This window comes from Tardiphaga sp. 768_D3_N2_1 (assembly GCF_052076105.1).
Classification (GTDB): domain Bacteria; phylum Pseudomonadota; class Alphaproteobacteria; order Rhizobiales; family Xanthobacteraceae; genus Tardiphaga.
This window is the reverse complement of record NZ_CP197245.1, coordinates 2,815,357-2,840,150: the sequence shown is the minus strand read 5'-3', so window position 1 is coordinate 2,840,150 and position 24,794 is coordinate 2,815,357. Positions and strand designations below refer to the sequence as shown.

General features: G+C 62.1%; 19 protein-coding genes. 12 read left to right on the top strand and 7 right to left on the bottom strand.

Translation table 11 applies throughout. The features are described 5' to 3' along the window. The first annotated feature begins 189 nt into the window (after positions 1 to 189). The 8 genes from recO to parC all read left to right on the top strand — a co-directional run bounded on the left by recO (position 190) and on the right by parC (position 8,035). The gene (recO, locus tag AB8A27_RS13180) at positions 190 to 939 is read left to right on the top strand and encodes a DNA repair protein RecO (RefSeq protein WP_441242296.1); all 750 of its coding nucleotides are present in this window, start codon (positions 190 to 192) and stop codon (positions 937 to 939) included. An 81-nt stretch (positions 940 to 1,020) separates the two neighbouring features. After that, a complete protein-coding gene (locus tag AB8A27_RS13175; protein ID WP_441242295.1) occupies positions 1,021 to 1,494 on the top strand; it encodes a hypothetical protein in 474 nt (157 codons plus the stop codon). Positions 1,495 to 1,571: 77 nt separating this feature from the next. Beyond that, positions 1,572 to 1,865: a hypothetical protein gene (locus AB8A27_RS13170; protein ID WP_441242294.1), complete on the top strand. Its 294-nt coding sequence runs from the start codon at positions 1,572 to 1,574 to the stop codon at positions 1,863 to 1,865. Positions 1,866 to 1,907: 42 nt separating this feature from the next. Continuing rightward, on the top strand, positions 1,908 to 3,341 hold the full coding sequence (locus AB8A27_RS13165; RefSeq protein WP_441244903.1) for a TolC family protein: 1,434 nt from the start codon (positions 1,908 to 1,910) through the stop codon (positions 3,339 to 3,341). Between the two features lie 13 nt (positions 3,342 to 3,354). Then, entirely contained in the window at positions 3,355 to 4,740 is a 1,386-nt protein-coding gene (locus AB8A27_RS13160) for a multicopper oxidase family protein (RefSeq protein WP_441242293.1), read from the top strand. 52 nt (positions 4,741 to 4,792) lie between these two features. After that, complete coding sequence (locus AB8A27_RS13155) at positions 4,793 to 5,254, top strand: cupredoxin domain-containing protein (protein WP_441242292.1); 462 nt, start codon at positions 4,793 to 4,795, stop codon at positions 5,252 to 5,254. A gap of 40 nt (positions 5,255 to 5,294) precedes the next feature. Beyond that, positions 5,295 to 5,597, top strand: coding sequence for a copper-binding protein (locus tag AB8A27_RS13150; protein ID WP_441244902.1), 303 nt, complete (start codon positions 5,295 to 5,297; stop codon positions 5,595 to 5,597). A gap of 179 nt (positions 5,598 to 5,776) precedes the next feature. Beyond that, a complete protein-coding gene (gene parC, locus AB8A27_RS13145; RefSeq protein WP_441242291.1) occupies positions 5,777 to 8,035 on the top strand; it encodes a DNA topoisomerase IV subunit A in 2,259 nt (752 codons plus the stop codon). Between the two features lie 73 nt (positions 8,036 to 8,108). On the opposite strand, the gene AB8A27_RS13140 is transcribed toward parC, so the two are convergent. After that, entirely contained in the window at positions 8,109 to 9,410 is a 1,302-nt protein-coding gene (locus AB8A27_RS13140; RefSeq protein ID WP_441242290.1) for a hemolysin family protein, read from the bottom strand. Positions 9,411 to 10,008: 598 nt separating this feature from the next. Between AB8A27_RS13140 and AB8A27_RS13135 the strand changes: the two genes are divergently transcribed. The 3 genes from AB8A27_RS13135 (at position 10,009) to AB8A27_RS13125 (ending at position 15,779) form a co-directional block, all read left to right on the top strand. Further along, a complete protein-coding gene (locus AB8A27_RS13135; protein ID WP_441242289.1) occupies positions 10,009 to 11,202 on the top strand; it encodes an efflux RND transporter periplasmic adaptor subunit in 1,194 nt (397 codons plus the stop codon). After that, positions 11,199 to 14,366, top strand: coding sequence for an efflux RND transporter permease subunit (locus tag AB8A27_RS13130; protein WP_441242288.1), 3,168 nt, complete (start codon positions 11,199 to 11,201; stop codon positions 14,364 to 14,366). The genes AB8A27_RS13135 and AB8A27_RS13130 overlap by 4 nt, the downstream gene beginning before the upstream one ends. A gap of 150 nt (positions 14,367 to 14,516) precedes the next feature. Continuing rightward, the gene (locus AB8A27_RS13125; protein ID WP_441242287.1) at positions 14,517 to 15,779 is read left to right on the top strand and encodes an adenylate/guanylate cyclase domain-containing protein; all 1,263 of its coding nucleotides are present in this window, start codon (positions 14,517 to 14,519) and stop codon (positions 15,777 to 15,779) included. Here the strand turns inward: AB8A27_RS13125 and AB8A27_RS13120 are convergent. From AB8A27_RS13120 to AB8A27_RS13100, 5 genes are all read right to left on the bottom strand, one after another. After that, positions 15,776 to 16,999, bottom strand: coding sequence for a multidrug effflux MFS transporter (locus AB8A27_RS13120; protein WP_441242286.1), 1,224 nt, complete (start codon positions 16,997 to 16,999; stop codon positions 15,776 to 15,778). The genes AB8A27_RS13125 and AB8A27_RS13120 overlap by 4 nt on opposite strands. A gap of 134 nt (positions 17,000 to 17,133) precedes the next feature. Continuing rightward, on the bottom strand, positions 17,134 to 18,996 hold the full coding sequence (locus AB8A27_RS13115; protein WP_441242285.1) for a TRAP transporter large permease: 1,863 nt from the start codon (positions 18,994 to 18,996) through the stop codon (positions 17,134 to 17,136). Then, positions 18,993 to 19,661 (bottom strand): TRAP transporter small permease subunit, encoded by a 669-nt coding sequence (locus tag AB8A27_RS13110; RefSeq protein ID WP_441242284.1) that lies wholly within the window; start codon positions 19,659 to 19,661, stop codon positions 18,993 to 18,995. Before AB8A27_RS13110 ends, AB8A27_RS13115 begins: the two co-directional genes overlap by 4 nt. Before the next feature lie 118 nt (positions 19,662 to 19,779). Further along, a complete protein-coding gene (locus AB8A27_RS13105) occupies positions 19,780 to 20,913 on the bottom strand; it encodes a TRAP transporter substrate-binding protein (protein ID WP_441242283.1) in 1,134 nt (377 codons plus the stop codon). Between the two features lie 198 nt (positions 20,914 to 21,111). Then, the gene (locus AB8A27_RS13100; RefSeq protein ID WP_441242282.1) at positions 21,112 to 22,371 is read right to left on the bottom strand and encodes an MFS transporter; all 1,260 of its coding nucleotides are present in this window, start codon (positions 22,369 to 22,371) and stop codon (positions 21,112 to 21,114) included. Positions 22,372 to 22,566: 195 nt separating this feature from the next. Between AB8A27_RS13100 and AB8A27_RS13095 the strand changes: the two genes are divergently transcribed. Then, positions 22,567 to 23,952: an Nramp family divalent metal transporter gene (locus AB8A27_RS13095; protein ID WP_441242281.1), complete on the top strand. Its 1,386-nt coding sequence runs from the start codon at positions 22,567 to 22,569 to the stop codon at positions 23,950 to 23,952. Here AB8A27_RS13095 and AB8A27_RS13090 read toward each other — a convergent pair. Beyond that, positions 23,949 to 24,725, bottom strand: coding sequence for an arginyltransferase (locus AB8A27_RS13090; protein ID WP_441242280.1), 777 nt, complete (start codon positions 24,723 to 24,725; stop codon positions 23,949 to 23,951). The two genes, AB8A27_RS13095 and AB8A27_RS13090, sit on opposite strands and share 4 nt — an antisense overlap. Positions 24,726 to 24,794: the final 69 nt, after the last annotated feature.

Here is a 24,794-nt window from a genome sequence, read left to right as displayed (position 1 = left end):
AAGGAAGACGTGGATGGCCGGGATAAGCCCGGCCATGACGACTGAGAGCGTTGCGCGAGATCGCAGGATGGGTGGAGTGCAGGCGCATCGCGCCGGAGCGAACCCCATCGATCATGCACCGCACGAAGATGGGTTTCGCGCAGACGCTCACCCCATCCTATGACGCCCGATTTCCTGTATAATGACCGCATGGAATGGACGGACGAGGGCATCATCCTTGGCGTAAGGCGGCATGGCGAAGCCAGCGCCATCGTCGAACTCTTGACGCGCAGCCATGGCCGTCATCTCGGCCTGGTGCGCGGTGGTGCGGGATCGAAGATGCGGCCGCTGCTGCAGCCCGGCAATAGCGTGCAGGCGATATGGCGGGCGCGGCTGGACGAGCAGCTCGGCTATTACCTGATGGAAGGCACGCTGATGCGCGCCGCGACGCTGCTGGGCTCGTCTCATGCAGTCTACGGCATCACCCATCTCGCCTCGCTGGCGCGGTTGCTGCCGGAGCGCGATCCGCATGAGGACATCTACGAGATGCTGGAGCGCATCCTGGATGATCTCGACGATGTCGGGGAAGCTGCCATCCACATGATCCGGTTCGAACTGGCGATGCTCACCGAACTCGGTTTCGGCCTTGATCTGGAAAACTGCGCCGCTACGGGTGTCACCACCGATCTGATCTACGTCTCGCCGAAATCCGGTGGCGCCGTATCCCGTACCGCGGGCGAACCGTATCGCGACCGGCTGATGCGGCTGCCGCCATTCCTGCGCGAAAGCGAAGATCGCCAGAACAGCATCTCTGATCGCGACCTGCAGGATGGCTTCGACCTGACCGGCCGCTTCCTGCTCCGCAATGTGCTGGAACCGCGCGGGCAGGGCCATTCCGACGCCCGCGAAGGGTTCATCAATGCGGTGACGCGGCACCTCGCGCGAATCTCAACGTCCTGAGGTGAGTTCGATATTGGCGAATGCCGGATTCGCGTTTATGGTCCGCGCGTTCATGGGTTGATAGGAAGATATCGCATCCAGATGCTGGTTCGTCTGACCAGAGTGCAACGGCTGAGAGCAGGGTGGTTCGTCGCCCTGACTTATCTGTTGTGCGTGCTGGCGCCGACGATCTCCCTTGCCTTGCCCGGACAGCCCCCGGCTGCGCTGTGTCTGACCGGCGAAAGTCATATGACCGGCATGGTTCATGTGAACAGTAGCGCGTCGGCGCACATGCATGGGGATGGTCAGGCGCACGATCATTCTGTCGCGCATGCATCAGCCGCACATGCCGATGGCGACCACGCATTGATGGCGATCGACGATGCCTCCGGCTCGCACAAGGTCCCGCATTCACCGAACGGTCCATGCTGCGGCCTTATGTGTGTCTCCGCGCTGCCTGCAGTGCTGGCTGACATCGTGACCCCTTCGGTGCCGACGGTCCTTCGTGTCACCGAAGGCTATCGCGCGGTCACCGACCGCGCGCCCGCTCGGCTCTACCGCCCTCCCATTTCCTGACCTGATCGTATCGACGCGGTGCCGCGCCCGTTAAGGGCACGCGCGCCTGTGATCCATCGTCATGTCAGGAAAATAACATGCTTGCGCAGCTTGGGGCGAAGCTCGCCGCCGTTTGTTCGGTGGCCGGGAAGCTATTCGATATCAAATTGGGAATTCTTGCAGCGACGACCGCTGCCAGTACGGCGCTCGGTGGCTGCATGCCAACGACCGTGCCACTGGCCGGCGCCGACCCGGCAGATCCCGGCGCCAAGGTCGCTGGTGTCGGCTACCGCTCTACGGTGGCTCCTTACACCGGCCTCCGGCCGGTAGCGCCATCGGCATGGCGCGAGCAGAACGACCGCGTCGCTCCTGCGCCAAAATCCGGCCGGTAGGAGCGCGTCATGTTCAACAAGCATCACAAGTCGCTCACGCGTATGCGCCAATCGGGCGCAAGGCCCGCCGCGGGCATCACGCTGCTGTCTACGCTATTGCTGGCAGGATGTGCGTCGTTCTCGCCGGATCGCGGGATGGGCGTCGTCGCGGGGGTCGCAAGCGAGACCATCAACAAGGACGTGATGGCGATCCGAACGCCGGATGACGCACAACGTGCCGATGCGACCGTCAAAGCCCTGCTGCGGCGGCCACTGACAGTCGACAGCGCGGTGCAGATCGCGCTGCTCAGCAATCGCGGTTTGCAGGCTGCATATAATGAACTGGCCCTTGCGGAAACGGATCTCGTCGGCGACAGCCTGCCGCCCAATCCGACATTCTCGATCTCGCGCATTTCCGGGAATGGAGCGCTGGAGATCGAGCGACAGGTCGTCGGCGATATTCTCGCGCTGGCGACACTGCCGTTCCGCTCCGAGATCGCCCGTCAGCGATTCCAGAAGGCGCAATTGCGCGCCGCAGAAGAGACGTTGCGGCTCGCCGCTGATGTGAGGCGCGTCTACTACCGCGCCGTCGCTGCCAACGAACTTGTCGGCCTGCTGACGGACGCCAAGTCGACGGCGGAAGCCACAGCGCAACTCGCGCAGAAGCTGGGCGAGACCGGATCGCTGAACAAGCTCGATCAAGCCCGCGAGCAGGTATTCTACGCGGAGACGACCGCCGATCTCGCAACGCTCCGCCAGGAGGCAACGAGTTCGCGCGAGGGCTTGATCCGTCTGCTCGGTCTCTGGGGCGCCGACATCGGCATCAAACTGCCGCAGAAGCTTCCGGTGCTGCCGCGTCAGCCGCTGTCGCTGCCGGGGATCGAGGTCGATGCCATTTCACACCGTATTGACCTGCAGATCGCGCGCATTGAACTGGCCGCACTCGCCCGGTCGCTCAACCTGACCGAAGCAAGCCGGTTCGTGACATTGCTCGATGTCGCCGGCATCGACCGCAAGACGCGTGATCCGGAGGGGCCGCCGTTCCGCGAACGCGGCTTCGACGTGCAATTCCAGATTCCGATCTTTGACGGTGGTGAAGTGCGCGTTCGACAGGCGGCGGAGACCTATAATCAGGCCTTCAACCTGTTGACCGAGAAGGCGGTGAATATCCGCTCCGAAGCCCGCGATGCCTTCAGGGTCTATCGCTCGACCTACGATATCGCCGGTCATTACCAGCGCGAGGTGTTGCCGCTGCGCAAGATCATCTCGGATGAGATGCAATTGCGCTTCAGCAGCATGCAGGTCGATGTATTCGCGCTGCTGACCGAGGCCCGCCAACGCATCGCAGCTTTGCGCGCAGCCATTGAGGCCAAGCGCAATTTCTGGCTCGCGCAGTCCGAACTGCAGACCGCGATCAATGGCGGCGGCCGTGGCGAGTCTCAATCCGAAACGAAATCCGCGACGACCGCTCAGGCGACGAGCGGAGGAGGGCACTGAAATGGAGAGGACCATGCTGTCCCGACGAAATTTTCTCAGTACCGCCACGGCGCTTGCCGGCGCAGCTGCGGTGACTGGCCGCGTGCAGGCGGCGAGCATTCCCGAAGCGCCGATGATGGACAAAGTAACAATGCAGCCGCCGCTGCATCCGCCGAGCGGGCCCGACTACAATCCGGTGGTGACGCTCAACGGCTGGACGTTGCCGTGGCGTATGAATGGCGACTGGAAGGAATTCCACCTGGTCGCCGAACCTGTCGAGCGCGAATTCGCCGACGGCATGAAGGCCTATCTCTGGGGCTACAACGGCCAGTCGCCGGGGCCGACCATCGAGACCGTCGAGGGCGACAAGGTTCGCATCTTCGTCACCAACAAACTGCCGGAACATACGACCGTGCATTGGCACGGCGTGATCCTGCCGAGCGGCATGGATGGCGTTGGCGGGCTGAGCCAGCCTCATATCAAGCCCGGCAAGACCTTCGTCTACGAATTCGAGATGAAGCACAGCGGCACGTTCATGTATCACCCGCATTCGGACGAGATGGTCCAGATGGCGATGGGCATGATGGGGATGATGGTCGTGCATCCCCGCGACAAGAGTTTCCGGCCTGTCGATCGCGATTTCGTCTTCATCATGAGCAGCTATCTCATCGATCCCGGCACCTATCTGCCGAAGGTCAACGAGATGACCGACTTCAACATGTGGGCATGGAACAGCCGCGTCTTTCCCGGCATCGATCCGTTGCCGGTTCGGCTTGGCGATCGCGTGCGGATACGCGTCGGCAATCTCACGATGACCAACCATCCGATCCATCTGCATGGGCACAAGTTTGCGGTCAGTTGTACCGATGGCGGATGGGTGCCCGAAAGCGCGCAATGGCCTGAGGTCACCACCGACGTGCCGGTGGGCGCGATCCGCGCATTCGACTTTGTCGCCGACAATCCCGGCGATTGGGCGTTCCACTGCCACAAGTCGCATCACACCATGAATGCGATGGGGCACGACGTCAGAAACCTGATCGGCGTCTCCAAAAAGGATCTGGCGAAGGCAGTCGGCAAGCTCGCTCCGGATGCGATGGTGATGGGATCCACCGGCGGCGCCATGGGTGAGATGGAGATGCCGGCGCCGGACAACACGCTGCCGATGATGACGGGATCAGGTCAGTTCGGCCCGATCGAGATGGGCGGCATGTTCAGCGTCATGAAGGTGCGGGAAGGGCTCGCGCGCGACGATTACCGCGATCCGGGTCCTTACGATTTCCCGAAGGGCACGGTGGCCTATGAGGTCGAGGCGCCGCAGAGCGAAGCTCCACGACAGACGAGCGTGAAGGACAAGCCCATTAAAGGCCAGGGAGCGAAGCCGATGGACATGAAGAAGGGCATGAAAATGAAGGGAATGTAGAGGCCAGGACTGCACATCGTCATCACGGACAACAAGCAACATGGAAACTGAAATGAACAAGACACGGAAATATATTGGTCGCGGCGTCATGCTGGCCGCGATGGCTTACGCGGCCGCTGCTGCGGCCCACGACAAGCACGGAGGATATTCGGCGGGCGAACCCGGCGATCCCAAGAAGCCGGCGCGCGAGATCGTCGTCAGCATGAACGAGATGGATTATTCGCCTGCTGTCATTGAGGTCAAACGCGGCGAGCAGATTCGCTTCGTGATCCGTAACGCGGGGACCGAAGCACATGAATTCCTGCTGGCGACCACGGCAGAGAATCTGAAGCACGGCGAAGCGATGAAGAAAAATCCCGATATGGAGCATGACGAGCCCAATGGCCTGCGTCTCGCCGCCAAGAAGTCCGGGGAGATCCTGTGGAAGTTCTCGAAGGCAGGAACGTTCGAATATTCGTGCCTGATCCCGACGCATCGCGAATTGGGGATGACCAGCAAGGTCATCGTGAAATAGCCGGACGCAAACAGCTCAATCTGAAGCAAAGGAATGCATGATGAAGACCAATGGATTTGTCGCGCTTGTGGCGTTTGTCGCGCTCTCACTGTCCTCCGTCGCGGGTTACGCGCAGGACGCTGGGGCGAGCGGAGAAGTGAAGAAGATCGATGAAGCGGCGGGCAAGATCACGCTGAAGCACGGCCCGATCAAAAGCCTCGACATGGACGAGGGCATGACCATGGTGTTTCGCGTGAAGGATCCGGCGATGCTGAAATCGGTCAAGGTGGGCGACAAGGTCAAATTCGATGCCGGTCGCATCGATGGCCAGATCGTCGTGACCTCTATCCAGAAGTCGAAATAGTCGCCGGAAGACGGCTGTCCGGGCGGAGCCTGGACAGCCGTCTATTGGATCGCTGGGCCGTTGACCGGAGGTCGTGGGCGGCCCTCCCTAGGCGAGGGCGCCCCGATATCGATGGAACTTGATCGGTGGCGCGCGATTCATTTCTTGCCCGATTCGTTGGGAGGCGCTAACCCCTCGCCATGGGAAAAAGACTGATTCCGCCGGAGCCGGCTGAAATTCACGAAGTGCAGCTGCGGGAAGCGCTCGAGGAGCGCTATCTCGCTTACGCGCTGTCCACGATCATGCACCGGGCGCTGCCGGATGCGCGGGACGGGTTGAAGCCGGTCCATCGCCGCATCCTTTATGGCATGCGCCTGCTGCGGCTCGATCCGGGCACGCCGTTCAAGAAATCCGCCAAGATCGTCGGCGACGTGATGGGCTCGTTCCATCCCCATGGCGACCAGTCGATCTATGACGCGCTGGTGCGCCTCGCGCAGGATTTCTCGTCGCGCTATCCGCTGGTCGACGGCCAGGGCAATTTCGGCAATATCGACGGCGATAGTGCTGCGGCCTATCGTTACACCGAAGCGCGCATGACCGACGTCGCGCGGCTGTTGCTCGAAGGTATCGACGAGGATGCGGTCGAGCTGCGCCCGAATTACGATGGCCAGTCGAAAGAGCCGGCGGTGCTGCCGGGCGGCTTCCCGAACCTGCTGGCCAACGGTGCACAGGGCATCGCGGTTGGCATGGCGACCTCTATCCCGCCGCACAATGTCGCCGAACTCTGCGACGCCGCTCTGCATCTGATCGACAAACCCGACGCCAAATCGAAGTCGTTGATGCGTTGGGTGAAGGGACCGGATTTCCCGACCGGCGGCATCATCGTCGATTCCAAGGAAAGCATTGCCGAGGCCTATACGACCGGGCGCGGCTCGTTCCGGACCCGCGCCAAGTGGCACGTGGAAGAGGGCGCACGGGGCGCCTGGAATGTCGTCGTCACCGAGATTCCGTGGCTCGTGCAGAAGTCGCGGCTGATCGAGAAGATCGCCGAACTTCTCAACGACAAGAAGTTGCCGCTGATCGGCGACATCCGCGACGAGTCCGCCGAGGACATCCGTGTCGTCATCGAGCCGAAGACGCGCAATGTCGATGCCGGTCTGGTGATGGAGTCGCTGTTCAAGCTCACCGAGCTCGAGAGCAAGATTCCGCTGAACCTCAACGTGCTGGTGAAGGGCCGCATCCCGAAGGTGCTCGGTCTCGCCGAATGTCTGCGTGAATGGCTCGACCATCTGCGCGACGTGCTGCTGCGCCGTTCCAACTATCGCAAGGGTCAGATCGAGCATCGCCTCGAAGTGCTCGGCGGCTATCTGATCGCTTATCTCAATATCGACGAGGTGATCCGGATTATTCGCACCGAGGATGAGCCGAAGCCTGCCTTGATGAAGGCATTCAGCCTGACCGAGCTTCAGGCCGAGTCGATCCTGAACATGCGCCTGCGCAGCTTGCGCAAGCTCGAAGAGTTCGAAATCAAGAAGGAAGACAAGGAACTCCGCGCAGAGCTGAAGGGCATCAATGCGATCCTGAAGTCCGAGGCCGAGCAGTGGGCCAAGGTCGGCGAACAGGTCCGCAAGGTGCGCGATATCTTCGGACCGAAGACGCCGCTCGGCAAGCGCCGTACGGTGTTCGCGGATGCGCCGGAGCACGATCTGGCCGCACTCGAAGAGTCGCTGGTCGAGCGCGAGCCCGTCACGGTCGTGGTTTCCGAAAAGGGGTGGGTCCGTACGCTGAAAGGCCAGGTCGCAGACCTGTCCAACCTGACCTTCAAGACCGACGACAAGCTGGACAAGGCGTTTTTCGCCGAGACAACCTCGAAGCTGATGTTGCTCGCCACCAATGGCCGGTTCTATTCGCTTGACGTGGCGAAGCTGCCGGGCGGCCGCGGCCATGGCGAACCGATCCGCCTGTTCATCGACATGGAGGGCGACGCCGCGATCGTCTCGATGTTCGTGCACAAGGGCGGCCGCAAGTTCCTGATTGCCAGCCATGACGGGCAGGGCTTCCTCGTCAATGAGGATGACTGTGTCGGCACCACCCGCAAGGGCAAGCAGGTGCTGAATGTCGAGATGCCGAACGAGGCGCGGGCGCTGACGGTGGTCGGCGAGGGTAGCGATCAGGTCGCGGTCATCGGCACCAACCACAAGATGGTCATCTTCCCGCTCGATCAGGTGCCGGAGATGGCGCGCGGTCGTGGCGTGCGCTTGCAGAAATACACGAGCGCGGGCCTGTCGGATGTTGCGACTTTCGTGGCCAAGGAAGGCCTGAGCTGGAAGGACTCATCTGACCGCGAACATCGTCTGACCTGGAAGGAACTGGCCGACTGGCGCGGCAATCGTGCGGATGCCGGCCGTCTCGCGACGGGCCTGCCGAAGTCGAACAAGTTCGGCCGAGTGATCGAGTAGGCATCGCGTCCGTAACTCTCAACATGTCGTCCCCGCGAATGCGGGGACGATAGAGCGTGCCGCGACTGCACGCCTATCCCAGCGCCTCTTCGGTCACCCGGCTGGCCAGCACCTTGTCGATGCGGCGGCCGTCGAGGTCCATGACCTCGAAACGCCAGGCGTGCGAGACGACCTCGTCGCCGACGTCAGGGATCTTACCGAACTCCTGCAACAGAAATCCCGCGAAGGTCTGATAAGGGCGCGACTGTATCGGCAGTTCAATGCCGAGCAGGGCGGCGAATTCAACCGCGGGCATCCAGCCCGAGATCAGATACGAGCCGTCCTCGCGCTTGTGGAAGGCGACCTCAGCCGGGCCTTCCTCGGTATGGAAGGCGCCGACGATGGATTCCAGAATATCAGCCGATGTCACGACACCCTGGAACACGCCGTATTCGTCATGCACGAGGCCGATATGAAATGGCGAGTCACGCAGGATCGCCACCACGTCGCGCGCATCGACAGTGTCGGGAATGACCGGCGCCTCGCGCACCAGCGCACGGATGTCCGGCGTCTTGCCGGTGAGATAGACGTCCAGCAGGTCCTTGGCTTGCACGATGCCGATGGCGGAATCGCCGTCGCCATCGAACACCGCAAAGCGCGAATGCGAGCTGCCGGCGAGTTCGGCCTGAATGGTCTCGATGGGATCGGCAAGATCGATCATCGCCACCTCATGGCGCGGTGTCATCACGGCGCCGACGGGCAGATCGCCGAGGCGCATCACGCCCGCGATCATTTCCTTCTCGCCGGGCTCCAATACGCCAGCGGTCTCCGCTTCGGTCACGAGTGTACGGATTTCGTCCTCGCTGACCTTCTCCTCCGCTTCGCCGCGGTGGCCCAGCAGGAACAGGATCGCCTTGCCGGAACGGTCGAGCAGCCACACCAGCGGCAGCGAGATTTTTGCGAGCAGTACCATGGCCGGCGCAACGCGCACGGCCACGGCCTCGGGATCGCGCAGCGCGATCTGCTTTGGCACGAGTTCGCCGATGATCAGCGATGCATAGGTGATGAGAGTGACGACGATGCCGACGCCGAGTGTATCGGCGAGCCCCCTGGAGACGCCAAGGTCGAGCAGGATCACGCTCAGGCGTTGGCCGAGCGTAGCACCGGAGAATGCGCCCGACAGGACGCCGATCAGCGTGATGCCGATTTGCACGGTGGAGAGGAACTTGCCGGGATCGGACGCCAGCGTCAGTGCGCGGCGTGAGCCTGTCACGCCTTTTTCAACCAGAGCGGTGAGGCGGGCAGGACGGGAAGATACGATCGCCAGCTCCGACATTGCGAGCAGGCCGTTGACGACGATCAGGATCGCAACGATCCCGAGTTCGAGAGATAACACGCTTGTTCCTTCTGGGTGATGGGCAGGTATCATAGTCGATCTGTAGCTCTCGCGCCATGGCTGAGCATGTAGCGCGACACATGGGCTCAGACCCCTTGAAACTGAAATCGTCCGGCAGGCGAGATCAAGTGTCACGCCGTATTTGCGTTCTCAGGTCGTCGGCTTCGACAATTTGATCGAAATCACGTTTCAAATATCGCGCGTGTCGCCGATTCAGGCGTCGTCATTTTGGCGGTGTTGATGTCAATGCGACTCTGCTGCGGACAAGCCACAGCCCAGTGCCGATGCATTGGCTCCGACCGTGACGCCGTCGAGCATTTCTAGCAGGCAGTGCCACCCATGCGACCGTCGAGATGACCCCGCACCTCATAGGCTGTCGTCGCGTGACGTGAGCGAAAAGACGCCAGCATCACGATGATGCGACCATCGCGTGACGTTTGATGGTCAATTGCCCCTTCGGATAGCTCGGTTGCAGTCGCACGGTACTTGCAGCGACGCGGCTCGATATTATTTCGCTTGATGTCGAATTGATATAGCGCATGATGGCCGGAGTATCGGGTGTCGTGGCAGGGGGCTGGTTTTGAGGACTTCAATCAGTTTGTCTCGGTTATATGTCGCCGGAAATACCCTTGCGTCATGTCTGTCGATCGTTGCCCCCGTTCTGGCTCTTCTGCTTCTCGCAGGTTGCGGCAAGAAGGAAGAGGCTGCGGCACCGCCGGCGCCACCGGTCACGGTCGCCAATCCCGTCAAGCGGATGACAACTGACTGGGATGAATTCACCGGCCGCTTCGATGCTGTCGATCAGGTGCAGGTGCGCGCCCGGGTCACCGGTTTCATCACCAAGGTGACCTTTGTGGACGGCGCCGTGGTGAAGACCGGCGATGTTCTCTACGAGATCGATCCGCGCCAGTATGAAGCGACAGCCGAGCAGGCGCAGGGCCAGCTCGACGATGCCAAGGCCAAGGTCGTTCTGGCAGAGAAAGAACTTGAGCGCGCCACAACGCTGATCAAGACCCAGGCGATCTCCGAAAACATCGTCGATCAGCGAAACCAGCAGCTCGCGGCGGCGCAGGCTGCGGTTTTGCAGGCCGAAGGCGCCTTGAAACTGGCCAAGCTCAATCTCGAATATACCAAAGTTGTCGCGCCTATCGATGGCCGCGTCAGCCGGCATCTGATCAGCGTCGGCAATCTCGTGCAGGGCAGCGACAGCGGTGCGACGGTGCTGACCTCGATCGTGTCGATGGCGCCGATCTATCTGTATTTCGACATGGACGAGTCGATCTATCAGCGGAACAGCCGGTTGTGGTTCGAGGGCAGACGACCAAGTTCGCGGGATACGCCCAATCCGGTGCAGATAACGCTGACCGGTGATATCAAGCCGTCACGCGAAGGCAAGATGGACTTCCTCGACAATCGCCTCGATGTCGGCACCGGGACACTCCGTGGCCGCGCCATCGTTGAAAATAAAGATCTCTCGATTTTGCCCGGCCAATTCGCCCGCCTGCGTGTCATCGCAAGCGGTGAATATGAGGCGCTGCTGGTACCCGACACGGCTATCGCAACCGATCAGTCGCGCAAGATCGTGCTGGTGGTGAAGGCCGACGACACGGTTGAAGCACGACCGGTGGTTCTGGGGCCGCTCGATGACGGGTTGCGTGTCATCAGGGAGGGCCTGAAACCGGATGATCGCGTGATCGTTGACGGGCTGCAGCGGGCCCGGATCGGCGCCAAGGTGGCGCCAAAAATGGCGGACGCCAAGCCTGCTACTCCAGCTGCCGGCGTTAAGCCATGAATCTGGGCAGCCTGTCCGTCAATCGCCCGATCCTCGCGATGGTGCTGTCCATCGTGCTGATCATCGTCGGTGCGCTCGCTTACACCACGTTGCCGGTGTCGGAATATCCGGAAGTCGCGCCACCTACTGTCGTGATCACCACGCAGTATCCGGGTGCTTCCGCGCAGACCGTATCCGAGACGGTGGCGACGCCGATCGAGCAGGAGATCAACGGCGTTGAGGACATGCTGTATCTGTACAGCCAGGCGACCTCGAACGGCCAGCTCAACATCACCGTCACTTTCAAGCTCGGCACTGACCTGGATAAGGCGCAGGTGCTGGTGCAGAACCGCGTTGCCATCGCCCAGCCGCGTCTGCCTGAGGAAGTCCAGCGCAACGGTGTGGTCACCCGCAAGAACAGCCCCGACCTGATGATGGTCGTATTCATGCTGTCGCCCGACGACACCTATGACCAGCTCTATATCTCCAACTATGCGCTGCGCCAGGTGCGCGACCAGTTGTTGAGGCTCAATGGTGTCGGCGATATCCAGATATTCGGTGCACGTGACTACTCGATGAGGCTGTGGCTCGATCCTGACAAGATCGCCAATCTCGGCATGACCGCGGGCGACGTCATCGCCGCAATTCGCGCGCAGAACATCCAGATCGCCGGTGGCCAGATCGCGGAGCCGCCGATCTCTGATCGAGCCTTCTCACCGAACCTGACTTTTACCGGCCGTCTCAAGGATCAGTCTGAATTCGGCAACATCGTCATCAAGGCCGGCAGCGACGGCCGCACCGTACGTTTGCACGACGTGGCGCGGATCGAACTTGGCGCGTTGTCCTATGCAACCAACAGCTTCCTGCTCAAGAAGCCGGCGGTGGCGCTCGCTGTCTCGCAGCGGCCGGGATCGAATGCGCTCTCCACGGCGAAAGCCATCTCCGATACGATGGTCAAGCTGAAAGCTGATTTTCCGAAAGGTCTCGAATACAATATCGGCTACAATCCGACTGAATTCATCGCACAGTCAGTCAGCGAGCTGATCAAGACGATCTACGAGGCAATGGTGCTGGTCGTTATCGTCGTCCTCGTGTTTCTGCAGGGCTGGCGGCCGGCGATCATTCCGATCATCGCCATCCCGGTGTCGCTGGTGGGCACCTTCGCGGTCATGGCGGCGCTCGGCTTTTCGATCAACAATCTGACGCTGTTTGGCTTGGTGCTCGCTGTCGGCATCGTGGTCGACGACGCCATTGTCGTGGTGGAGAATGTCGAGCGGCATCTCGCCGAAGGAAAGACCCGGCGTGACGCCGCACTACTGACCATGAATGAGGTCGGTGGCGCGCTGATCTCGATTGCCCTGGTGCTGTGCGCGGTGTTCGTGCCTACGGCGTTTATTGGCGGAATCTCCGGGCAGTTCTTCCAGCAATTCGCCGTCACCATCGCGGTCGCCACGGCGATCTCCTGCTTCTGTTCGCTGACCTTGTCGCCGGCTTTGGCCTCGATGATCCTCGAGCAGCATCACGAGAAGAAACCGCCCGCAAGCTGGAATGTGGTTGCGCGCGGCTGGAACGCGTTCACCGGTGTGTTCAATCGCGGCTTCGACCGGCTGTCGCACGCTTATGGCACCGCGGCCGGCTTTGTGATCCATCATCTGGCGCTGATGCTCGTTGTCTACGCAGCCCTGATCGGCACGGCTGGCTGGCTGATTTATGCGACGCCGCAGGGCTTCATTCCTGCGCAGGATCGCGGCTATGTCATCGTCGTCGTGCAATTGCCCGGCGCGGCATCCCTCAGTCGCACCACGGAGATCGTGCGGCAGATCGAGCGCATTGCGCTTGAAGTCCCGGGCGTCGTCCGCGTGCCGTCCTTCGCCGGCTTCAACGGCGCGACGCGCACACAGGCGTCGAATGCTGCGGCGTTGTTCCCTGTATTTGACGATGCGGAGGAGCGCGCCAAACATGGGAACACGGCGACCAAGATCACGGCCGAACTGCGCAAGCGGTTGGCCGCTATCGAAGGCGCGCTGGTGATCGTGGTGCCCCCACCCGCGGTGCCGGGCATCGGCACCGGTGGTGGCTTCGCCATGCGCATTCTCGATAATCAGGGCAGGGGTCCTGATCTGCTCGAGAAGGCGACGGACGAACTTGTGAATGCCGCGCGCAAGGCGCCCGGCCTCACTGCTGTGTTCTCCCCCTTCAGTGCGAACACGCCGCAGGTGTTCGTCGAGATTGACCGCCAGAAGGCACAGATGCTCAACGTGCCCGTTCAGAACGTCAATGAGGCGATTCAAACCTATTTCGGTTCGGCCTATGTCAACGACTTCAATATCCTTGGCCGCACCTATCACGTCACGGCGCAGGCCGATCTGCCGTTCCGCAAGGAGCGGTCTGATCTGGCGCGGATGCAGACCCGTAATGCCGATGGCAACATGGTGCTGCTGGGCAGCGTGGTGAACTTCAGGGACACGGCAGGCCCCGACCGTGTGCCGCGCTATAACCTTTATTCCGCCTCCGAAATCCAGGGCGATACGCTGCCCGGTGTCAGCTCCACGACGGCGCTCAATACCATGAAGAAGCTGGCGGACGACACGTTGCCGAGCGGCTTCACCTTCGAGTGGACCGATCTGTCCTATCAGCAGGTGACCGGCGGCAATGCAGGCCTCTACGTGTTCCCGATCTGCGTGCTGTTCGTCTATCTGGTGCTGGCGGCGCAATATGGCAGCTGGTCACTGCCTTTCGCCGTCATCCTGATCGTGCCGATGTGCCTGTTCGCGGCAACCGTCGGTGTGCGGATCATGGGGCAGGACATCAATATCCTCACCCAGATCGGCTTCGTCGTGCTGGTGGGACTGGCTGCGAAGAACGCGATCCTGATCGTCGAATTCGCCCGGGATATCGAGCAGGAAGGCCGCGACCAGCTTGAAGCCGTGGTTGAGGCTTGTCGCCTGCGTATCCGCCCGATCCTGATGACGTCTTTCGCCTTCATTCTCGGCGTGCTGCCGCTGGTGATCTCGTCGGGGTCAGGCTCGGAGATGCGTCAGGCGGTTGGTGTCGCGGTGTTCTTCGGCATGATTGGCGTCACCATCTTCGGTCTGATTTTCACGCCGATCTTCTATATCCTGATCCGGCGCCTGTTCCCGGGCTCGGTGGTGGTCACGCAAAAGGATCTGGGGGCGCATGCGTGATTGCCAATAATACCATGATACCCGGCCTTGTGTCGGGTATCCACGCCTTGGCACAATGGCACGAGAGACGTGGATGGCCGGACCTTCGCTGCGAAGTTGCTCCGGCACCGCAGGCGGGATCGGCCCGTCATGACGGAAGAAAGTTTGGGAATGGACACTGCCCCCCGCATCGAACTGATGAACTGGCTGACCGGCCAGGGCCTCACCGGCTCGCCTGAAAGCGAACTGATCCGCGGCTTTTGTGAACGCTGCCTTGCCATGGGGATCGAGCTGTCGCGCGGGCAGGTTTTTCTCGACACATTGCATCCGCTGTTCGAGGGGCGCGGCTTTCGCTGGAGCGACAGGCCGAGCAATGAAAGCGAGATGTTCGAATATGGCTCGACGGCGACCGGAGACGCCGCGGAAGCGTGGCGTCGGTCGGTGTTTTTCCACATGCTGGAAGAGGGATATGACGAGATGCGGGTCGACTTGTTCGATCCGGCCGTGGCCGAACGGTTCAACATGATCCAGACCTTGCGCGACAACGGGCACCGGCATGGTGCCGTCTTCGTGCACAGGTTCGGCGAACAGGGCTCCATGGGAAACATGGACTGCGTCTATTCGCATTGGACGACCCGCCGTGAGGCCGGTTTTGACGAGGATCAGATGGCGGCGCTGCGCGAGCTCGTCCCTTTGCTCGGCCTGGCGCTAAAGGCCGTGGCACAGATGGAGATTGCTCGTACTCTCGGGCGTGTCTATCTCGGCCGCGACGCGGCCGAGCAGGTGCTCCGGGGCAGGATCTCGCGCGGCGTGACCGAACGCATCAAGGCAGTCCTGTGGTTCTCCGACCTGCGCAATTCGACAGGGATCGGCGAGGCGATCGGTCCTGACGAGATCATTCCCTTCCTGAACGACTATGCCGAGGCGTCCATCAACGCGATCCACGAGTCCGGTGGCGACGTGCTGAAGCTGATCGGCGACGGCGTGCTCGCCATGTTCACAGCCGATGACATGGGGCAGGCCAAGCGCAACGCGCTGCGCGCCGAGCATCAGTTCCGCAAGAACATCGCCGCGTTGAATGCCAGGCGTCGGGCTGCGGATCGTCCGGTCACCACGGCCTATGTCGGCCTGCACGAGGGCGAAGTGTTCTATGGCAATATCGGCAGCGACGAGCGGCTCGACTTCACCGTGGTCGGCCCGTCGGTCAACGAGGTGAGCCGCATCGCTTCGATGTGTTCGTCGGTCGATCGGCCGCTACTGACATCAACGGCCTTCCAGAGCGGACTGGACAGCGCCGGCCGCAAATATCTGGTGTCCACCGGCCGTTATGCCCTGCGCGGAATTGGTCGCGCGCAGGATCTCTACACGCTGGATCCCGAGATCGACAGCGACGAGGTCGTGCGCGGCGGCTACGAGCGCTATCTCACGCGCTAGCCAGTCGCAGGCGCGCGCGGGCGCATCGCATAGAGCAGGATCGCCAGCAGGCAGCCGCCGGTCAGAACGATACCGAGTGCCTGCAAGGCGTCCGGCACGATTGTTGCGACAAGAAATACCCCGATGGCAGCGCCAGTCATCTGCCAGAAGCCGAGCAGGGCGGAAGCGGCGCCCGCATGTGTGCCGAACGGCGATAGCGCCTGTGCGGTGCCGAGCGGATTGACGACGCCCATGCCGAGCAGGAAGACGCAGGTCGCGGCGATGAAGGTCGCGACATTGGCGTGGAGATAGGCGGTTGCGACGATGGCGATGCCGCCGAGACATGCGATAAGCAAGCCGTAACGGATCGCACGTTCCAGACCGAAGCGCGGCGCCAGACGTGCGGCCAGCATGCCCGACCCGAACACGACCATCACCGTGCCGGCAAAGAACAGGCCGAGCGCGATCGGCGTGAAGCCGTATCCTTCAATCAGGATGCGCGGCGCGGCAGAGAACATCGAGAACAGCCCGCCCATGATCAGGCTGACCGTGGCCGCTGGGATCAGGAAGTGCCGGTTCGTCGACAGCTTGCCATAGGTAGTGCCAATGGCGATCGGATTAAGCGGGATACGCGTGGCATTGTGGGTTTCGCCGAGGATGACGGTGAAGGCCAGCGCCGAGAGCAGCGCGAAGATGCCCACGAAGACAAAGTCCGAACGCCAGCCGAAGAAGTGGTCAAGCCCGCCGCCGAGCAGCGGCGAGAAGCCGGGCGCAGCCGCCTGCGCGATCATGACGAGCGTCAGTGCCCGCGCGAGCGCCTGACCACTGTAGAGATCGCGTGCAATGGCGCGTGACAGCACCGAAGTCGAACAGGCGCCCACGGCCTGAATCGCGCGGCCGACGAGCAATGACGGAAGCTCGCTCGACAATCCGCACCAAATGCTGCCGGCGATGAAAATGGCGAAGCCAGCCAATACGGGAATGCGGCGCCCGTAGCGGTCCGAGATCGGGCCCACCACCAATTGCCCGAGTGCGAAGACGACAAGGAACACCGTGATCGACGCCGTCACTGCCGGTGTCGTCACATTCAACGCGATCGCCATCTGCGGCAGGGATGGTAGCAGGATGTTGGTGGCGAGCGTGCCTATGGAGGCTAGCGCCGCCAGCACCGCGATCTGCAGCGCGGTGGAGGATGCTTCCTGCGGGGTGTCTGCCATGGCGTCAGCCGTGCGGTCGGTCATATGATGATCCTCATTTTATAGATGATGTACATCATATAAAGAGGCCTGCAAAGAGCAGGGCAGTCATGCGGTATTCCGGGAGGACGGGCATGCCACCGCCGCGTTTTCCGGCGGCGGCGGTCGAGGCTGATGGATCAGTTGCCGTACAGGTAATTCGGCAGCCACAGCGTCAGGCCGGGCCAGATATACATCAGCACCATGCAGATGATGACGATGACCATATAGGGCATCATGCCGGAGAAGATCTGGTTCAGCGTCACATGCGATGGCGCGACGCCCTTCAGATAGAAGGCGGACATTGCGACCGGCGGCGACAGGAAGGCGGCCTGCAGGTTCACGAAAACGAGCACACCCCACAAGATCGGGTCGATGCCGAAATGCTTCAGCATCGGCAGGAAGATCGGCACGAAGATCACGATGATCTCCGTCCATTCCAGCGGCCAGCCGAGGATGAAGATGATCGCCTGCGACAGGATCATGAACTGGACCGGCGTCAGGTTCAGCGACAGCACCCAGCTCTCCAGCAGCGCCTGTCCGCCGAGAATGGCGAACACTGCGGAAAAGAGCGCCGAACCGACGAACAGCCAGCACACCATGGAGGTGGTCTTGGCGGTCAGGAACACGGCCTCCTTGGTGCGCTTCCAGTCCAGCGTGCGCGCCTGGAAGGCAAGCAAGAACGCGCCGGCAGCGCCGACAGCGGCGGACTCCGTTGCCGTGGTGATGCCGAGCAGGATCACGGCCAAGACGACAGCGGTCAGAATGCCGAGTGGCATGACGGACGATGTCAGGAGCCGCAGTACCTCGAACTGCGCGGCGCCCATGGTCCAGTAATAATAGAACAGCATGAGAGCGATGATGGCCGCCGTGAAGGCGAAGTAGGTGTAGAATTCCGGCGGCGGTCCGGCATCGACCGGCGCATTCGTCGGACGGTTTTGCAGATCGGCATTGCCCATCTGCTGCAGCACTTCCGGTTCGCTCTGTTTCGCCGAGCCGGACTGGGCGGCGCCGAGCTCCTCCAATTTTTCTTCTTCAGGTGCGGCCGTGCCGGCATCGCCGGGCTGAACCCGCTCGGTAATCGCGGCGGGCGCAGGGGCGTCGGGCTGCGGATGGATGACGACATACCACCATGCGGCCCATAGCGTGGCCAGCGCCAGGACCAGCGGCACCAAAGCAAAGCCGAGATTCTTCAGGATCGTCGTGTAGTTGACCCGCGCGCCGTCCATGGTCAGCGCCATGGCACGCGACGGCGCCACGGCAGCCGTCAGCAAGGCCGGCAGCATCTTGCGCGAATAGGCTTGCTGCAGATCGGCGATCCATGGCCGGACGGGCACGCGTGTTTCGCTCTCGGGCAGCTTCGGCGCGATCTTCGGGTTCAGCAGCGCCCAGCCGATGATGTAGACGAGATAGAGGAAGGCCAGGAAGAAGCCTGGAAACATTGCCGCGGCATAGAGCTTCACGACAGACTGTCCGGCGACGGCGGCATAGACGATGATCATCACCGATGGCGGGATCAGGATGCCCAGCGTGCCGCCGGCCGTGATGACGCCGGACGCCAGCTTGACGTCATAGCCCGCCTTCAGCATCGGGTTGAAGGCGATCACGCCCATCAGTACGACGACGGCGCCGACCAGACCGGAAGCGATACCCCAGAATGTGCAGACAATCAGCGTCGCCACCGCCAGCGAGGCCGGGACGCGGCGGAAGGCGAGCTGGATCGAATAGAACATCTTGTCGACCAGCGCGCCGCGTTCCATCACATAACCCATCAGCACGAAGAGCGGGATGGAGATCAGGACGTCGTTGGTCATGGCGCCATAGGTGCGCTGGACCATTAGATCGAAGATGTGGTTGTCGGCCCAGGATTCGCCTGCGCGGTAATAGGCGAAGAAGCCAAAGAACATGCCGAGACCCATCAGCGTGAAGGCTGTGGGGAAGCCCAGCATGATCACGACAACGATGAGGCCGAGCATCAGGAGGCCGAGTGCAGGATCGCTCATTTCTGCGTCTCCCCACCCATGCCGCGCTGGCGCGCGCTTTCCTCGATCTCCTGCGCCTGCGCGATGGCATTCCTGCGCACGTCGTCATCGACGTATTCGCTATGGGCGAGCTGCTCCTCGACGACATCGATTTCGGACACGTCCTTGAGCCGGCTCGGCCACACGCCCGTCTTCAGGCAAATCACGGCACGGGTGATTTCGGCGAGGCCCTGTAACATCAGCAATGCGCCGGCCAGCGGGATCATCGCCTTGAAATGATAGACGGGCGGTCCGTCCGCCGTGACGTTGGAATGCTCGCGGATGCGCCAGCTGTCGCCCGCATAGTCCCAGCCCGCATAGACCAGCGCTGCAATGCCTGGCAGGAAGAACACAATGTAGAGCACGAGGTCGAGCGAGGCCTGCGTGCGCGGCCGCATCGAGCTGTATAGAAAGTCGCCGCGGACATGGCCGTTCTGCGCCAGCGTATAGGCGCCGCACAGCATGAACAGCGTGCCATAGAGCATGTTCGACGCGTCGAAGATCCATGCCGTCGGCATGTTCAGCATATAGCGCTTGAATACTTCGGCGCAGACGAGGCCCATCAATCCCAGAATGAGCCAGGCCGCGGCCTTGCCGGTGAATGTGCTGATACCGTCAATGGAATGCAGGAAGCGCTCGGCAGTCATTTCATGGTGGCCAGTCTACAGAACATATGGGCAGGTGGAGGTCGGCGATATCAGGCAACAGCAAAGCATCATCCGGGAGCAGGTCCCGGACGATGCAGGGTACGTGCGCCTGATGGCGTCAGGTCTTCTTCTTCGCGTTCGGGCCGAAGTAGTGGTTATAGGCCATGCGACGATTCACGACCGTGTCCTGCTCCCACTGCGTAGCCCGCTTGGCGAAGGCCTGCTGGGACTCGGAGATCTCCTTGAACAGGGGATTTTCAGCCGACTTCTTGGCGACGACCTCGTCATAGACTTCGAGCTGCTTCTGCAGGATCGAGTCCGGCGTCTTGTAGAACTTGACCTTGTCCTTGCCCTGCAGGTCCGCGTAGTCCTGCGAGTAGCGGTCGATGGCCTTCCAGGACATTTCCTGACCGGCTGCCTCGGCGGCGCCCGAAATGATCGCCCGCAGCTTCTCGGGCAGGGCGTCGTATTTGGTCTTGTTGAACAGGATCTCGAACTGTTCGGCGTTCTGGTGGTAGCTCTGCAGCATGCAGACCTTGGAAACGTCGGGGAAACCGAGGATGCGATCCGACGAGGCGTTGTTGAATTCGGCCGCATCGAGCAGGCCGCGATCCATCGCCGAGACGATTTCGCCGCCGGGCAGCGCATTCACCGCGGCGCCCAGACCAGTGAACACGTCGATGGAAATGCCGACCGTGCGGAATTTCACGCCCTTGAGGTCTTCGGCCTTTTGCACCGGCTTCTTGAACCAGCCAAGCGGCTGGGTCGGCATCGGCCCGTAAGGCAGCGACACCACATTCGCGCCGATCGACGCATAGAGCTTGGCCAGAAGCTCCTTGCCGCCGCCGAATTTGTGCCAGGCTAGCAGCATGTTGGCGTCCATCGCATAGGCCGGGCCGGAACCCCACAGCGCCAGCGCGGTCTGCTTGCCGTAGTGATAGACCATCACGCCGTGGCCGCCGTCGAGCGTGCCTTTGGAGACGGCATCGAGCAGGCCAAAGGCCGGGACAACGGCGCCGGCCGGAAGCACCTCGATCTTGAGGTCGCCGCCGGTCATGTCGTTGACCTTCTTGGCGTAGTCGAGCGCGTATTCGTGGAAGATGTCCTTGGCCGGCCATGTGCTCTGCCAGCGCATATTGATCGGTCCCTGCGCCTGCGCGATCGCTGGTGCCACGACGCTTGCAGCCGCGCCGGCGGTGGCGACCTTCAGAAAGCGGCGCCGAGACGGAGTCCTGTCCTTGGATGAAGCCATTGTGTTCTCCCCGAATGGTCGTCCTTTTGCGGACTGACCTTGTTGATTGGCGGTAAGACAAAGGCTTGCTTGCAGTTTTGGCAAGAAAGTTCGCTTTGCTGCGACGCTTCGACGCGGCGCAACTACACTAACTATCCGTGCTGCGGTGCGGGGAGATCGTGAGCGAGTGCGAACTACAGATGAACGACACCAAGCCTGCTAGACTTTCGTCGGAACGTATCCGGTCACATCGCCGACCATGTCCGGCTGCCGTTCCAGTGTCGCTGCAGGCGAAGTCAGGATCACCACGGCCTGCCAGGCGAAGCCTGCGACGGCGAGGTAGAGGCAAGCCTCCGCGTGATAGAGCCCGCCGATAATGGCAGCGATGCCGGTTCCGATCGGACGGGCGCCATAGCTCAGGATGTTGATCGCCGAGACGCGTCCGAGCAGGCTCGGCGGCGTTACGGATTGTCGCAACGTCGCCGTGGAGATCACCCACAGGATCGGGCCGACGCCGAGCAGGAAGAAGCTGAGGCCGGCCAAAGCCGGCGAAGGGATCCAGGTGGTCAGTGCCATCACGACGGAGGCGACGAAACCGGTGACGGGGCCGAGCGCGATCACGGTGCCGAACGGCAGCCGATTCATCACGCGCGTCGCCAGCAGGGCGCCGATCACCATGCCGACGCCATACATCGCGAGTGTCACGCCGACGCCGGAGGCGGAAAGGCCGAGACGGCGAACCGCGTAAGGCACGAAGACCGCCAGCACCATGAAGGACGCGGCGCTGAAGATGAATTGCGTGATGAAGACCGGCCGCAAATACTGGTGATAACAGACGAAGGAGAGGCCTTCGACGATATCCTGCATCGGCTTGCGCTGTTGGACGGTTGCGCGCGGGGGCTCGTGGATGCCCGATAGCAAGGTGACAGCGATGATCGACAGCGCTGCGGCAAAGCCAAAGGCAGGCGCGGCGCCGACGAAGCCAACAAGCGCGCCGCCGATGGCAGGACCGCTCGCAAAGGCTACGGTGCGCGCGAGTTCGATCCGCGCATTCGCCGCGCCGAGCAATTGCGGCACGACCAGCGATGGCACGAGCGACGGCGCGGCGACGCTGTAGGCCACGGTGCCGCACACCGCGACGAAGCCGAGCAAGGCCAGCAGCGGCATCGTCAGCGCGCCGAACCAGATCAGTGCCAGGGTCAGCAACAGTGCGATCGCGCGCAGCGCCTCGGCTCCGGCCATCAGGGTGCGGCGCGACATGCGATCGGCGAGCAGGCCGGCGGGAATGGCAAACAGCACGAAGGGCAGGGTCAGCGCGGTCTGCAGCAATCCGGTCTGGCCTTCGCCGACGCCGAGCAACAGCACGGCGACGATCGGCGCCGCCGCCAGCGCGATCTGCTCGGCCGACTGCGCCGCGAGGTTCGACCAGGCGAGGCGGTTGAAGGTCGGGGGCAATCGGTCGGTAGGCGAGTGGGTCATGGCGATTCCTGGATTTGAAATCAGCATCTCCGCTCAGGCTCGGTGCAGCCACCCGTTAACTGACAAGGTGGAGCCGGTGATTAAGAGGCATCTGTTCCGCCGGGCCTCGGAATCGAAATCCGATGGTCTAAATCGACGGCCAGATGCACTTGCAAATGAGTTGCAATAAGCTCGAATATCGGCCATCTTGGCGGAATGGATGCCAAATCGCCCGCCATTACCGCCGAGCCGCTTGTGAACGCCTCAAATGATGCTGTCGACCAGCCAGGCTGGCGTTCGAGGCGGGGCGACCCGTCGCTCGCGGGCATGTTCGGTTCGATCCAGACGGTCAAAAACGGCTCGTTCTGGCGCAAGCTGCTGGCGTTTCTCGGGCCGGGCTACCTGGTCGCGGTCGGCTATATGGACCCCGGCAACTGGGCGACGTCGCTCGCCGGTGGCTCGAAGTTCGGTTATGCGCTGCTGACGGTGGCGCTGGTCTCCAACCTGATGGCCATCGTGCTGCAGTCGCTCTGCGCGCGTCTTGGCGTCGGGGCGGGGCGCGATCTGGCGCAGGCTTGCCGCGATTCCTATCCGCGCGTGGTGTCATGGGCGCTGTGGCTGTCGGCGGAGATTGCGATCACCGCGACGGATTTGGCCGAAGTCATCGGCACCGCCATCGGCCTGAACCTGCTATTCGGCATTCCACTCGAGATCGGTGTCATCATCACGGCGCTCGACGTGTTCCTGATCCTGGCCTTGCAGGCGTTCGGCTTTCGCTGGATCGAGGCCTTCGTGGTGGCGCTGCTCGGCGTCATCGCGGCGTGTTTTGCGATCCAGATTGCCATGGCCGATCCCGATTGGGGCGCGGTGATCCGCGGCTTCGCGCCGACGACCGAGATCGTCGCCAACAAGGAAATGCTTTTCCTGGCGCTGGGTATCCTCGGCGCAACGGTGATGCCGCATAATCTCTATCTGCATTCCGGTCTCGTGCAGACCCGCGGCTATGGCGAGAGTCTTCCCGAGAAGAAGGAGGCGATCAAGCTCGCAACGATCGATTCCACCATCGCGCTTTGTCTTGCGCTCACCATCAATGCGTCGATCCTGATCCTGGCGGCTGCGACATTCCACAAGACCGGCAAGACGGACGTCGCCGAACTCGATCAGGCACATGCGTTTCTGGCGCCCTTGCTGGGCTCAAGCCTCGCACCGACCTTGTTTGCCATCGCGCTGCTGTGTTGCGGTCTGAACTCGACGATCACGGCAACGCTGGCGGGCCAGATCGTGATGGAAGGCTTCATCAATCTGCGCCTGGCGCCGTGGCTCCGCCGCATGATCACGCGGATGATCGCCATCGTCCCGGCCGTCGTTGTCACGATCTGGTACGGCGAGAAGGGGACAGGGCAGCTCCTGATCCTCAGTCAGGTCGTGCTGAGTCTGCAGCTGCCCTTCGCTGTGGTGCCGCTGGTACTGTTCACGGCGAGCCGCAGCAAGATGGGACCGTTCGTCGCGCCGCGCTGGATCACAGCACTTGCTGCGATCACGGCGGTCGTCATCATCGTGCTGAATGCGAAGCTGGTGGTGGATTTCTTCGCGGGCGGCTAATCCTGCGGCTCGGGCATCGTTTCGCCCGTCGCATCCACGCGCAGCCATCCTGATGGCGCCAGCCGCTGCTGCGGCAAATAGCGGCCCTTGTAGTCCATCTTCTTCGAGCCATCGATCCAATAGCCGAGATAGACATAAGGCAGGCCGAGCCGCCTGGCGCGGGCGATATGGTCGAGGATCATGAAGGTGCCGAGCGAACGGCTTTCCTCGCCGGGTTCGAAGAACGAATAGACCATCGACAGCCCATCGCTGAGCACATCGGTCAGCGCGACCGCGAGCAGGTCCTCGCCGCGGCCGGTGATGCCGGTGTCGGGACCGCGGCGGCGATATTCGATAATGCGGGTCTCGACATGCGAGTCCTCCACCATCATCGCGTAATCGAGCACGGTCATGTCGGCCATGCCGCCATGGCGATGGCGCTGGTCGAGATAGGCGCGGAACACCGAATACTGTTCGGAGGTCGGTACCGCGTTACGCTGCTCGCCGATCACGTCGGCATTGCGCGCCAAGATCTTGCGAAAGTTGCGCGACGGCTTGAATTCGTTGGCGATGACACGGACGGAGACGCAGGCGCGGCACTGGTCGCAGGCCGGCCGGTAGGCGATCGACTGGCTGCGCCGGAAGCCGCCATGGGTCAGAAGGTCGTTGAGATCGCCGGCCTTGTCGCCGACCAGATGGGTGAAAACTTTCCGTTCGTGCCGGCCCGGCAAATAGGGGCACGGCGACGGCGCCGTCAGGTAGAATTGCGGAGTATCGCGCGAGTGTTGGGTCACGGGTTGCCGTCGGTCTCCGAAGCAGTTTGGCGTAGCATCGCGCCGGCCGGGCAAACGGTCAATCGCTTT

Bases quoted from the DNA above. Each gene is read 5' to 3' on its own strand.
- recO (WP_441242296.1), top strand. From the start codon at position 190: ATGGAATGGACGGACGAGGGCATCATCCTTGGCGTAAGGCGGCATGGC.
- AB8A27_RS13175 (WP_441242295.1), top strand. From the start codon at position 1,021: ATGCTGGTTCGTCTGACCAGAGTGCAACGGCTGAGAGCAGGGTGGTTC.
- AB8A27_RS13170 (WP_441242294.1), top strand. From the start codon at position 1,572: ATGCTTGCGCAGCTTGGGGCGAAGCTCGCCGCCGTTTGTTCGGTGGCC.
- AB8A27_RS13165 (WP_441244903.1), top strand. From the start codon at position 1,908: ATGCGCCAATCGGGCGCAAGGCCCGCCGCGGGCATCACGCTGCTGTCT.
- AB8A27_RS13160 (WP_441242293.1), top strand. From the start codon at position 3,355: ATGCTGTCCCGACGAAATTTTCTCAGTACCGCCACGGCGCTTGCCGGC.
- AB8A27_RS13155 (WP_441242292.1), top strand. From the start codon at position 4,793: ATGAACAAGACACGGAAATATATTGGTCGCGGCGTCATGCTGGCCGCG.
- AB8A27_RS13150 (WP_441244902.1), top strand. From the start codon at position 5,295: ATGAAGACCAATGGATTTGTCGCGCTTGTGGCGTTTGTCGCGCTCTCA.
- parC (WP_441242291.1), top strand. From the start codon at position 5,777: ATGGGAAAAAGACTGATTCCGCCGGAGCCGGCTGAAATTCACGAAGTG.
- AB8A27_RS13130 (WP_441242288.1), top strand. From the start codon at position 11,199: ATGAATCTGGGCAGCCTGTCCGTCAATCGCCCGATCCTCGCGATGGTG.
- AB8A27_RS13125 (WP_441242287.1), top strand. From the start codon at position 14,517: ATGGACACTGCCCCCCGCATCGAACTGATGAACTGGCTGACCGGCCAG.
- AB8A27_RS13120 (WP_441242286.1), bottom strand. From the start codon at position 16,999: ATGACCGACCGCACGGCTGACGCCATGGCAGACACCCCGCAGGAAGCA.
- AB8A27_RS13115 (WP_441242285.1), bottom strand. From the start codon at position 18,996: ATGAGCGATCCTGCACTCGGCCTCCTGATGCTCGGCCTCATCGTTGTC.
- AB8A27_RS13110 (WP_441242284.1), bottom strand. From the start codon at position 19,661: ATGACTGCCGAGCGCTTCCTGCATTCCATTGACGGTATCAGCACATTC.
- AB8A27_RS13105 (WP_441242283.1), bottom strand. From the start codon at position 20,913: ATGGCTTCATCCAAGGACAGGACTCCGTCTCGGCGCCGCTTTCTGAAG.
- AB8A27_RS13100 (WP_441242282.1), bottom strand. From the start codon at position 22,371: ATGACCCACTCGCCTACCGACCGATTGCCCCCGACCTTCAACCGCCTC.
- AB8A27_RS13095 (WP_441242281.1), top strand. From the start codon at position 22,567: ATGGATGCCAAATCGCCCGCCATTACCGCCGAGCCGCTTGTGAACGCC.